Here is a 13,809-nt window from a genome sequence, read left to right on the forward strand (position 1 = left end):
CGAATCAAAGCAAAACTAAAAGGACTTAGTCCTGTGCAATACAGAACTAAATCCCTTCAATAAATATAGTGTCCAACTTTTTGGGGTCAGTACAAAGCTAGACACATAGTTAAACCTTGGGATGCTTTTTTTGAGTTTAGATCGTTCACTTCCCAGTCCGACTGACAATGACGATTTCAGCAACAAGCTTAGCTTAGTGTAGAACATATTTTTCAGAGTAATCCGTCAATTGTTATCTTTATTTAACTTGATTAGAGTTTTCCTTTATGCAAATTTTTGGTATAATTTAAAGACTTTACATTAATTTTCAGAAAGGTTTTTCATGGACACTAAAAAACAAATTTTTTCACTGCAAAAACTTAAATGTGGCGTTGTATCTATCGCTATCACGGCACTCCTCTCTCTTAATATGGCTCAAAAAGTCAATGCTGACGCCTCTTTAGCAACTACTACTGACGCAACCACTAGTCAACAAGCAACCGTCACAGATGTCGTGACTCAAGTGCCCGAATCCACGATGATAGCCTCGAGTCTCCGAGATTCTGAAACCTCCGCCAACCAAACGACTACTGACAATGACGAGCTTGAAACTCCTCCTACTACTGAGTCATCATTAGAAAATCAGGATACTACAGTTCCTGTCAGCAATGCAACCGTCAGTAATTCTGTAACAGAAGAGAGTACCGTATCAACTCAACAAGCTCCTCTTAGTAGCACTCAAGCGCAAGACTGGCAGTATCAAACCAATCGCTCAACCAATTCACAAAACCACTCCTTGACTGGAAATTTCAGCAAGTCTGTCTATCGTTCTGGAGAAGATGCTGTCTTAACCATTCAGCAACCTTCCGACGCTGTTAAGACAGATGTCGCTATTTACCACTTAAATCAGCTCATCTATCAAACGACTAGCTACAATAATGCCGCAGTCAATCTACCATCCTATATCTTCTCACCTAATTCAGGATATACTGTTTCTCTATCCTCTCTCAATCAACAAGGCAATCAAGTAGACAGTTCAACCCTTGGCTTATCTATCGAAGACGACTGGACCATCTATCCACGCTATGGCGTGGTAGCAGGCTCTACTGATTATGGATTCTCAATGACTAGAAATCAGCTTGATGGCTATAAGTCTTCTGTTGAGAAACTTAATCAAATGCATATCAACAATTTTTTCTTTTACAATGTCTATCACACCACCTCAAATCCTTTTCCAAGTGGTGTCGATAGTTTTTATCAAGAATGGGCATCCTGGACCAATCCAAAAATCGAGACTAGTTTGATTAAAGACATTGTCAAATACATTCAAGATAAGGGAGGAAAAGCCATGCTCTACAATATGTTCAACGCCCGTTCTAAAATGAACGGCTGGGTCGAATACCTCCCTGACTATCTCCAATCCTCCCTCCTCTACAACGCCTCTGATAATAATCACTTGGGACGCCCTAATGCTATCACCCAAACTAACTTCCAAGAATTCATTGATCCCAATGACCCTAACTGGCAAAACTACATCATCACCAAAATGCTAGCTGCTCTCAAAGAAGGTGGATTTAATGGTTGGCAGGCTGATACCATTGGAGATGCTTTGGTTTATAAGATCAATGCCAACGGCTCTAGAACAACTCCTTTTAAAATGGCACAAGGCTATGTCACACTGTCTAAAACCGCGGCTAAAGCTCTCACAAGCCAAGGATATGATTACCTTATCAACGATATCAACACCGGTCAAGCAGATGATTTAGCCACTACTGGCATTGCCGTTCCTTTTTCAGAGGTTTGGTCCATACCAGGAGACGACACCTATGCCGATCTTAAACGTCTAGTTGATCGGCAAAAAAAATTAACCGGAAAATCTCCAATTCTGGCTATCTACACTGAAACCAACCTCAATAACAAAGCCATCAACAAAAGTAGTGAGTTAATGGTTGATGCTATCGTAGCAGCTAGCGGTGGCTATCATATGACCGTCGCGGCTTTAAACTCGTCACAAGATGAAGCTGGATTTGGAATCATTCAAAATGAGTACTATCCCAACCAAGACTGGAAAGTAACCAACGATGTAGCTCAGTCTATTTTTAACTACCAACAATTTATCGTCGCTTATGAGGAACTACTACGCGGATCTGACCTAACCGAAACTCAGAATATTGTGCAAATCAAAAACAAATATGGCTGGAACCTCACTTCAACACGAAACGAAGCCAATAAAATCTATACTTTCACCAAAGAAAGAAGTAACGGCGATCAAATTTTCCACCTCCTCAACACCTACAATGCTGACCATAAGTGGCACAATAACAATAACAACCCTGATCTCTTAGATAATCTGAGCCTTCTCATCCCTCTTCAAAAAGGCTTGACCCAAGACCAAGCACAACACTTTGGAGTTTTCTGGGCTTCCCCAGACACTGATAGTATTATGATGAGGTCCCTACCAGTCACTAGCATCACCTATAAAAATGGTCGCTACTACCTCTCAGTCACTGTTCCTAGTATCAAAATATGGGACCTGATATATGTCACTAAGCTTGCAAACCAAACAAGCTATACTAACTCCTCAGTCGCTAGTTATCTCCAAAACAAATACTCAATCTCAGCTAGCACTAGCACACAGTTGCCTAATCAGTCTTATCAAAATGGAACAATTGCTCCATCTAAGTCAACAACACAAGCTAGCCAAGCAGAAAAACTTGCTACAAACTTACTACAAACACTAGCAAAAACACCATCACAAGATAAGGATCGTGAAGACACTGAAAAAGTAAGCAATACTAAGCTATCTACATCAAGTAAAAGCCAAGTAAAAGAAACAACAAATAAGACCGTCCAACAAATTGAAACTGTTAAAACATCTATGGTGACCTTAAGCACAATCTGTTTCATTCTAGTAAGTAGCCTCCTATTCAGAAAGAAACAAGACAAATAATCTATCAATTGCCAAATCAAGTGAAACAATAACTAATAACCCCAATCCTAAGAGTCAGTCAACTCCTAAGATTGGGGTTTTATCATATCCTCTGCCCACTAAAAGGCTCTAAAAAGTTTCTCTAGCAAGAATCCCTTAAATAAAAACGTTAGGTAAGACCTTCAAGACTTCTTGAGCTACTTCTTCGACAGATAAGTCATCGGTATTAATCATATGAACGCCCCTATCCTGCTGTTTGAACCAAGCTCTCTTCAAAGGGAGTAAGCGTTCCAACTGAAAATCAAAAAACTGACGACGTCGGCTTTTATCAGCTATTCTGCGTTCTTTCAGGGTGTCATCGCTAGCTTCCAGAAAAATAATCACATCAGGCAAACAGCTTCTTAGCTCTGCTATTTCTTCCGATAAAGCACCTGAAACATCCCAATCCTCTCCTATAGCCAACGGATAATTAAGCGTATAAAACTCGATTTCTTCTGCTCCAAAATCCATCAGTACTAAAGGTTTGTCCTTTACCTTATCGTAACGCTTAATCTCATGCTGAATCCATAACCGCTGGATAGCAACATAATCTCTAAAGAGGTGTTTATCCAACTCTCTTGCGCTCACTTCTTCCACAACTGGACCAATGTCCTCGTAACTAACGTAAGCCTCTGGGATAATATTTTGAAGATAGGTCACTAGAGTCGTCTTTCCAACTGCCATAGAGCCCTGAATAGAAATAATCATCTCATATACCTCCTAAAAAAACTCAACCAAATTCAATATTCGGCTGAGTTTTATGTTTATTTCACGACAATATTAACCAGTTTATTCGGTACAGCAATGACTTTGACAATGTCTTTGCCTGCGATTTCAGCTTGAACCTTGTCATTAGCAAGAGCAGTTGCTTCCAACTCTTCACGAGAAAGGTCTTTGGCAACAACAAGTTTAGCTTTGACCTTACCTTTGATTTGAACAACGATTTCAACTTCGTTTTCAACCAACTTGCTGTCATCATGAACTGGCCAAGGGACATAAGAGATTGACTCTCCTGAAGCTGTCAAGACTTGCCACAACTCTTCACCCAAGTGTGGCGCAAATGGTGCGATCAATTGGACAATGCCTTTAGCATAGTTAAGGAAAAGCTTGTCTTCTTTATTAGCAGCATTAACAAAGACCATGAGCTGTGCGATAGCTGTGTTGAACTTCATCTGGTCAATCTGCTCTGTGACCGCTTTAACCGTTTCATGGTAAACCTTGTCAAGAGCTCCACTATTTTCCTCAGTCATTTCTTTAGTTGTCACCAGACGGTAAACACGGTCGAGGAACTTACGTGAACCTTCAAGACCCTCTTCTGACCAGGCAATTGAGGCATCAAGTGGTCCCATGAACATCTCATAAACGCGGAGTGTGTCGGCACCGTACTGCTCAACCACATCGTCTGGGTTGACAACGTTTTTAAGAGATTTAGACATCTTAGCTGGCGCTTGTTCAAGCGCTTCGCCAGTTTCTACATGGAAGAATGAACCGTCACGTTTTTCAACCTTATCAGTAGCTACAAGAGCACCACGGCTGTCACGGTAGCTTGTTCCCAAAATCATCCCTTGGTTAAAGAGTTTTTGGAACGGTTCTTTAGTTGGTACAACACCAAGATCGTAAAGAACCTTATGCCAAAAGCGAGCGTAGAGAAGGTGAAGAACAGCATGCTCTGCACCACCGACGTAGATATCTACTGGCAACCATTGTTTGAGGAGTTCTTCGTCAGCTAATTTTTCAGTATTGTGTGGGTCAATGTAACGGAGGTAGTACCAGCTTGAACCAGCCCATTGTGGCATAGTATTGGTCTCACGGCGACCTTTGACACCGTCCTCACGAGTGACTTCGAGCCAATCTGTCAAGTTAGCCAGTGGACTTTCACCAGTCCCTGAAGGACGGATGTCTTTGGTTACTGGCAAGACAAGTGGTAATTCATTTTCTGGAACGGCTGTACTTGTGCCATCTTCCCAATGAATGATTGGAATTGGCTCACCCCAGTAACGTTGACGGCTAAAGAGCCAGTCGCGTAGGCGATAAGTCACTTTTTCATTACCAACGCCTTCTGCCTCAAGCCACTCTACCATTTTGGCAATGGCTGCCGCTTTATCGAGACCATCAAGGAAGCCTGAGTTGATATGGAGACCGTCCTCTGTATAAGCAGTCTCTTCAACATTACCACCCTCAAGAACTGGGATGATGTCTAGGTTGAACTGCTTAGCGAATTCCCAGTCACGCTCATCGTGGGCTGGTACCGCCATGATCGCACCTGTTCCGTAGCTAGCAAGAACGTAGTCGGCAATCCAAACTGGGATTTCTTTGCCATTGACTGGGTTAATCGCATAGGCACCTGTCCAGACACCTGTTTTTTCTTTGGCAAGATCTGTACGAGCAAGGTCTGATTTCAGACTGGCTTGGCGTTTGTACTCCGCAACGGCATCAGCTTGGTCATCCGTTGTAATCGCATCAACAAGGGCATGCTCAGGAGCAAGAACAGCGTAAGTCGCTCCAAAAAGCGTATCAGGACGTGTGGTAAAGACCGTGAAGTCTTTATCGGTATCCTTAACCTTGAAAGTAACATTAGCACCTGTTGATTTACCAATCCAGTTGCGTTGCATGTCCTTGATTGACTCTGGCCAATCAACTTCTTCCAAATCTTCAAGCAAACGCTCTGCGTAAGCCGTGATTTTAAGCATCCACTGACGCATTGGCTTACGAACAACAGGGTAACCACCACGTTCAGATGTGCCGTCTGGCAAAACTTCTTCGTTGGCGATAGCTGTTCCCAATTCCTCAACCCAGTTAACGGGTACTTCAGCTTCGTAGGCTAAGCCTTTTTCATAAAGCTTGGTAAAAATCCACTGGGTCCACTTGTAGTAGTTAGGGTCAGTTGTATTTACTTCACGATCCCAATCGTATGAGAACCCAAGGGCATTGATCTGACGTTTGAAGTTGGCAATGTTTTCAGCCGTAAACTCAGCTGGATCATTACCAGTATCCATAGCGTACTGCTCAGCAGGAAGTCCAAAGGCATCCCAACCCATTGGGTGAAGGACGTTATGACCTTGAGCACGTTTGAAACGGCTAAGGATATCTGTCGCTGTGTACCCTTCTGGGTGACCAACGTGGAGACCAGCTCCTGACGGATAAGGGAACATATCTAAGGCATAAAACTTAGGTTTTGATGCATCTGTTCCTGTTTTAAAGGTGTGATTATCTGCCCAAAAGGCTTGCCATTTAGGCTCAATTTCTTTGTGGTTGTAGAAAGCCATCTTTAAGATACCAAGACTGATAAAGAGTGCAAATCTCTTATCAAGGTTCTTCCCTTCTTCTAAAAATATTTAATCCTTATTATTATAGCATGAAACAAGGGGCAAAAAAAGAAAAACTTCAACCCCCCACGACAAACTCCTAACAAGCAAAAAGGCTTTGTCTATCAACAAAGCCTAATCTATTTTTACAATTCTGCAATTTGGTAAAGTTCAACCTCAGCCTGTGTTTCTGAACCAAACATGCTAATCATGATTTTCACCTTGTTGTTTTCAATCTCAACAACACGACCTTCTTGTCCCATGAAGGCACCGTCAATGATTTGAACCACGTCACCTTCTTTGATGTTAGTATCAAAGACATCAACTGTTTGACCCATTGACAAGAGGATAGCACGGATTTCTTCTTCAAGAAGTGGTGTTGGTTTTGAACGGTTACCGTGTGATCCAACGAAACCAGTAACGTTTGGCGTATTACGCACAACAAACCAAGCTTCGTCTGTCATGACCATCTCAACCAAAACATAACCCGGGAAGCGATTTTCTTCAACTTCTTTAGTCTTACCGTTTTTCTCAACGTTTACTGTTTGAGTTGGAATTTCCACGCGCAAAATATTATCAAGCATGTTGTAAGTTTGCGCACGTTGCAAAAGGTTCTCTTTCACTTTATTCTCATAACCTGAGTAAGTTTGAAGGACGAACCAACCTTTATCGAATGAATCTAACATATTTTTATCCTTTCTGAAATAGCAAGGCTTCTAAGCCAAGAAGACTGAACCATTACCAAGCGACAATAAAAAAGCCCGCAGGCCTTCTCTTGCTTGATTTCGTAACTTTATTATAGGAAAAATCAGTCCTAAAGTCAATGAATTCCCTTAGAAGAACACAAAAAAGCCTGAGACTTAAGCCTCAGACCTATTGTTTAGAATCGATTCAATAGTTCAAGTACACCGAATGAAATCAATTTGTCAAAAAGATAGATAACAACGGTGAAAAAGAAAGTGTATTCTAAAACAGATAAATAGTCTTTCCAGCGCTGAGCACGACTTGGCCAAGTCGTATCTTTCAACACTTTGAAAACTCCTGGAATAAATTTCACGAGCGTTTCCTCTCTTAACGTGTTTCTTTGTGCAAAGTGTATTTTTTACAATGTTTACAAAACTTATTAACTTCTAGACGTGTTGGCTTAGGATTGCTACTCACTCCGATAGAGTAATTGCGGCTACCACATTCTGCACACGCTAGACTTGCTTTTTTCTGTGCCATAAATGCCTCCGTAACCTTTATTTTAACACGCATCAGGTATTTTGGCAAGCTAGTTAGTCTGACGATTAAGCCAACCTGACACGGTGTTCCAAGCATCTTTGACAGCATTTCCTGCCGTATCCAAAACTTTACCGAGAGAGTCACCAGCATCCTGGGCTGAGTTTTGGATATTAGACCAAACATCAGATGATGAGCTAGATTGAGACTCTGTTTGGCTACCTCCAGTGTTGTATGTCAGCGCAATCCCATTTTGACTGTAGGCATTCTCAACTGTAAAGCTACTGCCTGCAGTGTAAGGGAGAACCGCACTAGCTACATCGCTAAATAATGTCGAAGCTGTCCCTGAGCTGGCATCACTCAAGTAGTGATTTTCATCTGTTGAATCATATCCTAACCACTGACTAATCACGACATCCGGTGTGTAACCAATGACCCACTGGTCACTCGTCAAATCTGCATTAAAACTCGTCTCAACTGTCCCTGTCTTACCTGCTAGGGTATAGCCGTAGGCATTGGCATTGATGGCAGATCCATTTGAGAAGGTCCCCATCATCATACTAGTCATCTTATTGGCTGCTGACTCGCTCATCACACGTGTCTCTGATGCTTTAAAGCTAGCCAGAGTCTCCCCACTAGCATTCTCAATTTTAGTAATGAGGTGTGCCTTTGGCATGACACCACCGTTAGCAAAGGTAGCATAGGCTTGAGCCATTTGAAGCGGATTGGTTGTCACGCCACCTCCTAAAGCAACTCCTAGTTCCTTATTGGCCTTGTCCATACTAAGCCCAAACTTTTTACCATAAGTAAATGCCTTATTAACTCCCATCTCATTAAGCAGATAAACAGCTGGAATATTATAAGAGTTAGCTAGAGCTTGGTACATTGGGATTGATTCGGATTCAAAACCAGCATAGTTGGATGGTGCATAGCCATTATAATCCTGAACGGTATTTGGCAAATCAGTATTTATCGCATAGCCAGATACTACAGCAGGCGTATAAACCACAAGGGGTTTAATAGTTGAACCAGGACTTCTTGCACTTTGAGTAGCGTAGTTGTAGCTACGGAAAGTTGCTGAAGTTGACTGAACGCGACCTACCAAGCCCCAAACAGCCCCCGTTTTAGGATCCATTGCTACGCTAGCTGCCTGCGCTGATTGCCCGTCATAGCTTGAGGTCGGGAAGTAATTGCTATCATCAAAAAGTCGCTGCATATTAGACTGGAAATTTTGATCTAGTTCAGTATAAATTTTATAACCATTGTTAACAATGTCGTCTTCTGAAATACCGTATGTTTTCTCAGCTTCCTGAATCACAGCATCAAAGTAAGAGGCGTATTGGTAATCATCTCGACTACCTGTATAAGTGTCGTTGAGGCGGCTAGACATATCTACCTCAGATGCTGCCTTAGCCTCGGATTCTGAAATCTTACCTGCATCCACCATAGCTTGTAGGACCGTGTTTCTACGGTTGGTCGCATTTTCTATCGAATAGATTGGATTGTAAATCTCAGGACCCTTTAACATTCCTGCTAGAGTCGCTGCCTCATCCAAGGTTAAGTCTGATGCGCTAACTCCAAAGTATTTCTTACTCGCGTCCTCAATCCCCCAGACCGAATTCCCAAAATAAGCATTGTTCAAGTACATGGTTAAAATAGCACTTTTACTGTACTTTTTGGTCAATTCTAGAGCCAGGAAAAACTCTTTCGCTTTACGTGTGACTGTCTGCTCCTGTGACAAATAAGCGTTCTTAGCAAGTTGTTGTGTAATGGTTGATCCACCTCCAAAACGCCCCATAGTAAAAGTTGCCAGAAGGAAGCGCGACAGGTTAATCCCTTTATTTTTGTAAAAACTTCGGTCCTCAGTTGCTACAACAGCCTCTTCCATACTGTCATTAATGGCATCTAGCTCAACATAGGTTCCTTTCTGACCAGAAAGGCTACCGACTTGCTCTTGGTTCTTATCATAAATAATCGTCGTTGCCTTAAGCGCGTCCTGAAGATCTGAAACCTTGGTTGACTTAGCAAGGTAAAATAAATATGATCCGATTGTCAAAACACCGAGAGCCATCACCAAAAGAAGTATCTTGCCTACATGGTAGCGACGCCAAAAACGGCGAATCCAAGATTTCTTAGACGGGACTAATTTAAGCATCCAACTCAACTGAGGAAAGCGAGCAAAGAACTTATCCGACAAGCTATGTCTATCCTGACTACGCTTGTATTGACTGCTTGGTCTCTCCTCCTTTCGAGAGTTGTTTTCTTCTGACTTCTCAGAATCAGAAAGCTCCTCTTGGGGAGTATCTGATATGACTTGTTTTCGTTTCGATAGCTTCTGAGAGAAGGTTTCCTTCTTAGAAGCAATCTGTTCTCTTAAATTTTCTATCCATTTCATAGTATTATTATAGCAATAAAGTCTTAAAATCTAAGCAAAAAACATTTTACAAGAGCCTGTCCAAATTCAGAGCAGCTTAAAAAGAGAGCTGCTATCAAAACAATTCCCTATCATGCAGAAGTGCATTTCTCACTCCCATTTTGCCACAGTTTTTGATAAAATAGGCCTATGCAATACACGATTACCATCCCCGAACAAATGGAGAACACCACTGTCAAGTCACTCTTAGAGGACCACTGGCTGGTACCTCGAAAAATCCGTCATTTCTTACGTACCAAGAAACACCTGTTAGTCAACGGCCAAACCATCAACTGGCAGAGTCCTGTCAAAGCTGGTGATGTCATCTCCCTAACCTTTGACAACGAGGATTATCCTGAAAAGACCATTCCTTTTGGAAATGCAGAGCTAATTGATTGTCTCTATGAAGACGAACATCTCATCATCGTCAATAAGCCTGAGGGGATGAAAACCCACGGCAATGAGCCAACTGAAATCGCCCTGCTCAACCATGTCTCTGCTTACGTCGGACAAACCTGTTATGTAGTTCATCGACTGGATATGGAGACCAGCGGAGCCCTTATGTTCGCCAAAAATCCCTTTGTTCTCCCCATTTTAAACCGTATGCTGGAGGATAAAATCATCTACCGCACTTACTGGGCAGTGGCTGAGGGGCAATTTACAGCCAAACAAATGACCTATCGCGATAAGATTGGACGTGACCGTCATGACCGTCGTAAACGTCTGGTTGACAAACAAAACGGTCAGACAGCGACTACCATCGTTACCAAACTCAAAAGTTATCAAGAAGCCACTCTAGTCAAATGCCAACTCAAAACAGGTCGTACCCACCAAATCCGTGTCCACCTCAGCCACCACGGGCACGCTATTTTCGGCGACCCTCTTTACAGTAAAAAAGTCGCTCCTAGGCTTATGCTACATGCCTATCAGCTCAGCTTGACACACCCCTTTACACTAGCGTCAATTACTGTCAAGGCAACGTCAAGCAGTTTTGAGGAAGTACTACAAGGATTTTGATCAACAACCGCCTTTTAGTTGTTATTGAATACTCACCGTGATAAAATAAAGTTAGAGATGGTAAGCGTTTTCTGAGAGGAGGAATATTTCGGAAACGATAGCGAAGAAAGTCTGCTTTTAGTCATCTCTCTGTTAAGCTACGCTCTAAAAAAGGATTAAATCGATGAAAAAAATAATAACGGTTATCTTAGTGACCCTATCCGGCGCGCTTCTCCTTGCCCTCCCTTTCAACAACAAGACTTCATCCGCAGCATCGGTCAGTCAAGAGTCATCACAAACAAAATCAAGCCCTATCAGTTCAGGAGATAATCAGCAATCTCAATCAGATTCTTCTGTTGAAGACGCTTGGCTTGTTGGAAATCCTATACTTGATCAAGCTGTTGAAACCATTGAAGCTTCCAAGTTGGGAGATGAGATTGAAGCTATCTCAAATCCGACAATCAAGGATTTGATGTACTTTTTCTTCGCTTCAGGTGAAGATCCTAGAAACTCAACATATCTAGAAGGAGAATTCTTTGCTAATCGGTTTGTCATTATCGGTGACACACCTAAGGGTGAATTCCCACCATTAGGGGCTTCTCTACCAGGCTATGAAGGAGTTGTAACCACTGGTACTAGAGAAGGTAAGCCCTGCTCATTTTCAACGACAGATATGGCACAATCAACTGACAAAGCAGAAGTTATCGCCACATGGTTAGCACTTCGAGATAACTAAAACGACTAGAGAGAAACCCTAGAAAAAGAAAAATGCCTGACTTCAATCTATTAAAACGATTGCTGTTAGGCATTTTTTATCTACTAGTTATTGACGATTCTTCTCGCTTGTATTGATTATCCTACCAAATAATCACACGGTCTGCCTTGGCACGCCACATGCCGTCGCCTTCTTTAACATCAAAGGTCTCGTGGAAGTCATCAAAGTTGGCAACTTGAACGTTGGTGCGGAGTTTACCTGGGGCATGCACGTCAACGGCTACCAATAATTGGAGGTATTCTTCACGCGCTTTCATACGCCAGATAGTCGCAAAATTGACAAAGTAGTCCTCTGCTGAGAAGTCTCCTTCTTTCTTAGCCGCTTCAAGAGCCGCCGCAAGACCGCCAAGGTCTGCTACATTTTCAGAAACAGTCAATTTACCATTAACCTTAGCCTCTGCAAAGTCAATACCGTCAAATTGGGCAACAACCTTATCCGTACGTTCCTGGAAGGCTGCGTAGTCTTCTTCGGTCCACCAGTTGTTGAGGCTTCCGTGTTCGTCAAAGGAAGCGCCGTTGGTATCAAAGGCATGTGAAATCTCGTGGGCAATGACCGCTCCGATACCACCGTAGTTGGCAGATGAAGACTGCTCCAAGCTGTAAAATGGTGCTTGTAAGATGGCAGCTGGGAAAACAATTTGGTTCTGCTGTGGGTCGTAGTAGGCATTGACCATGTGAGCTGGCATGTGCCACTCGCTACGGTCAACAGGTTGGTTCCATTTGCTCCATGAATGAGCAATCGAAATCTTAGCCAAGTTTTGGGCATTTTCAATCAGAGAAAGATTCTCATCAATGACTTTCTTAGCATAGGTTTCTGGCAATTTCTCTGGGTAACCGATATGTGGAGTGATGACATTGAGCTTCGTGATGGCCTTGTCACGGGTCTCAGCATTGAGCCAAGTGTTTTTCGCCAAGCGGTCTTTATAGACCTCAATCATGGTTGCTACCTTGCTTTCGACATCCGCCTTAGCCTCTGGCGAGAATTTCTCCCCTGCATACCAAAGCCCCAAGGCTTGATTGAATGGGCCTTGTGCCAAGTAAAAAGCTGCTTTTCGCTTGTCCTGTGCCTGTGGTGTTCCTGATAAAGCTCTGCCATATGCTCCAGAAAGAACACGAATCTCATCCGTTAGGTATGAAGTATAGCTTGTCGCTGCGCCTTTGACCAAGACAGCCTTAAGAGCCTCCCAGTTGGCTTCTGAATAATAAGTCGCCGCAAACTCTGTCCAGAAACGCTCCTCTGGCACAATAATTTTGTCTGGCACCTGACCGAGAATCTCACGGAAGAAATCATCCAAAGGAAGTTCAGGGACTAACTTAGTAAAGTCTGCCCAATCATAAGGGTGATAGAGTTTGACATACTCTGAAGACTCCTCGCTTGAAAGGACATACTGTGCCAACTTGGCATCCAAGTCAATGATCTTGTCCAACATATCTTTGATTTCTTCGTCAGAAAAACCAAATTTAGGCAGCAGGTCTTCCTGACATTGACGCCAAGTCGCAAGAAGTTCCTTGCCCTTGTCGTTGTCTTCTGCATAGTAAGTCGTGTCTGGCAAGATAGTTCCCGGTGCTTCTGCCCAAAGAACGTTGAGCTGAGCATTCATGAAGTCGGGTGCGACACCAAATGGCATAAGATTAGGTTTACCAGCCAATTCATAAGTTGCCAACTGCTTGGTAAAGTCTTTAAAGCTCTCTAAGGCTTGGTATTCTGCAATCAAAGGCTTGACTGGCTCAACACCAAGAGCCTCGCGTTTGTCAAAATTAGCTACTAACTTGTGGAATTTGACAAAGTTAGCCAAAATCTCTTCTTGAGGAAGATCTTTACCCTCTAGCCAAGCATCAGTCGTCTCAAGCATGAGATCCTCAATCTCGTCTGCCAAATCTGAAAAACCACCTGTACGAGGCTTGTCATCTGGGATAACCGCTGTCTTCTCCCATTCACCATTGACCGCATCAAAAAAATCGTCTTGTAAGCGTACCATATCCTACACCCAGAGCCAGCTAATCCCTAGCTCTGCCTTTCTGCATCTTTTTCTAAACTGCTACTATTGTAACAAAAAATCAGGAGCTTGACTGGTTTTTACCTCTCTAAAGCTTTGGCTAAATATAGTAGCTCTTCGGACTTTATAAACTCCGTTGATATTACAAAAAGAGAC

The 13,809-nt window shown here is 42.7% G+C and carries 10 protein-coding genes; 3 read left to right on the plus strand and 7 right to left on the minus strand.

Features of this window, described 5'->3' with window-relative positions:
• The first annotated feature begins 322 nt into the window (after positions 1-322).
• Positions 323-2,929, plus strand: coding sequence for a glycoside hydrolase family 66 protein (locus JOC31_RS07385; protein WP_205017522.1), 2,607 nt, complete (start codon positions 323-325; stop codon positions 2,927-2,929).
• Between the two features lie 135 nt (positions 2,930-3,064).
• Here JOC31_RS07385 and JOC31_RS07390 read toward each other — a convergent pair whose 3' ends face one another.
• The 6 genes from JOC31_RS07390 to pbp2a all read right to left on the minus strand — a co-directional run bounded on the left by JOC31_RS07390 (position 3,065) and on the right by pbp2a (position 9,868).
• The gene (locus tag JOC31_RS07390) at positions 3,065-3,655 is read right to left on the minus strand and encodes a deoxynucleoside kinase (protein ID WP_205017523.1); all 591 of its coding nucleotides are present in this window, start codon (positions 3,653-3,655) and stop codon (positions 3,065-3,067) included.
• 56 nt (positions 3,656-3,711) lie between these two features.
• Positions 3,712-6,213 (minus strand): leucine--tRNA ligase, encoded by a 2,502-nt coding sequence (gene leuS / locus JOC31_RS07395; protein WP_205017524.1) that lies wholly within the window; start codon positions 6,211-6,213, stop codon positions 3,712-3,714.
• A gap of 185 nt (positions 6,214-6,398) precedes the next feature.
• Positions 6,399-6,938: a transcription termination/antitermination protein NusG gene (gene nusG, locus JOC31_RS07400; RefSeq protein WP_205017525.1), complete on the minus strand. Its 540-nt coding sequence runs from the start codon at positions 6,936-6,938 to the stop codon at positions 6,399-6,401.
• Positions 6,939-7,132: 194 nt separating this feature from the next.
• Positions 7,133-7,309 carry a preprotein translocase subunit SecE gene (gene secE, locus JOC31_RS07405; protein WP_205017526.1) on the minus strand — a complete coding sequence of 59 codons (177 nt, stop codon included), beginning with the start codon at positions 7,307-7,309 and terminating at the stop codon, positions 7,133-7,135.
• A gap of 14 nt (positions 7,310-7,323) precedes the next feature.
• The gene (gene rpmG / locus JOC31_RS07410) at positions 7,324-7,476 is read right to left on the minus strand and encodes a 50S ribosomal protein L33 (RefSeq protein ID WP_205009155.1); all 153 of its coding nucleotides are present in this window, start codon (positions 7,474-7,476) and stop codon (positions 7,324-7,326) included.
• A gap of 49 nt (positions 7,477-7,525) precedes the next feature.
• The gene (gene pbp2a / locus JOC31_RS07415) at positions 7,526-9,868 is read right to left on the minus strand and encodes a penicillin-binding protein PBP2A (protein WP_205017527.1); all 2,343 of its coding nucleotides are present in this window, start codon (positions 9,866-9,868) and stop codon (positions 7,526-7,528) included.
• Between the two features lie 168 nt (positions 9,869-10,036).
• Between pbp2a and JOC31_RS07420 the strand changes: the two genes are divergently transcribed.
• Complete coding sequence (locus tag JOC31_RS07420) at positions 10,037-10,903, plus strand: RluA family pseudouridine synthase (RefSeq protein ID WP_205017528.1); 867 nt, start codon at positions 10,037-10,039, stop codon at positions 10,901-10,903.
• Between the two features lie 163 nt (positions 10,904-11,066).
• Positions 11,067-11,618, plus strand: coding sequence for a hypothetical protein (locus tag JOC31_RS07425; RefSeq protein WP_205017529.1), 552 nt, complete (start codon positions 11,067-11,069; stop codon positions 11,616-11,618).
• A 121-nt stretch (positions 11,619-11,739) separates the two neighbouring features.
• Here JOC31_RS07425 and JOC31_RS07430 read toward each other — a convergent pair whose 3' ends face one another.
• Positions 11,740-13,635, minus strand: coding sequence for a M13 family metallopeptidase (locus tag JOC31_RS07430; protein WP_205017530.1), 1,896 nt, complete (start codon positions 13,633-13,635; stop codon positions 11,740-11,742).
• Positions 13,636-13,809: the final 174 nt, after the last annotated feature.

It is taken from the genome of Streptococcus saliviloxodontae, assembly GCF_016908655.1.
GTDB lineage: Bacteria > Bacillota > Bacilli > Lactobacillales > Streptococcaceae > Streptococcus > Streptococcus saliviloxodontae.

Coding starts and splice junctions, on each gene's coding strand:
- JOC31_RS07385 (WP_205017522.1), top strand. CDS start 323: ATGGACACTAAAAAACAAATTTTTTCACTGCAAAAACTTAAATGTGGC.
- JOC31_RS07390 (WP_205017523.1), bottom strand. CDS start 3,655: ATGATTATTTCTATTCAGGGCTCTATGGCAGTTGGAAAGACGACTCTA.
- leuS (WP_205017524.1), bottom strand. CDS start 6,213: ATGGCTTTCTACAACCACAAAGAAATTGAGCCTAAATGGCAAGCCTTT.
- nusG (WP_205017525.1), bottom strand. CDS start 6,938: ATGTTAGATTCATTCGATAAAGGTTGGTTCGTCCTTCAAACTTACTCA.
- rpmG (WP_205009155.1), bottom strand. CDS start 7,476: ATGGCACAGAAAAAAGCAAGTCTAGCGTGTGCAGAATGTGGTAGCCGC.
- pbp2a (WP_205017527.1), bottom strand. CDS start 9,868: ATGAAATGGATAGAAAATTTAAGAGAACAGATTGCTTCTAAGAAGGAA.
- JOC31_RS07420 (WP_205017528.1), top strand. CDS start 10,037: ATGCAATACACGATTACCATCCCCGAACAAATGGAGAACACCACTGTC.
- JOC31_RS07425 (WP_205017529.1), top strand. CDS start 11,067: ATGAAAAAAATAATAACGGTTATCTTAGTGACCCTATCCGGCGCGCTT.
- JOC31_RS07430 (WP_205017530.1), bottom strand. CDS start 13,635: ATGGTACGCTTACAAGACGATTTTTTTGATGCGGTCAATGGTGAATGG.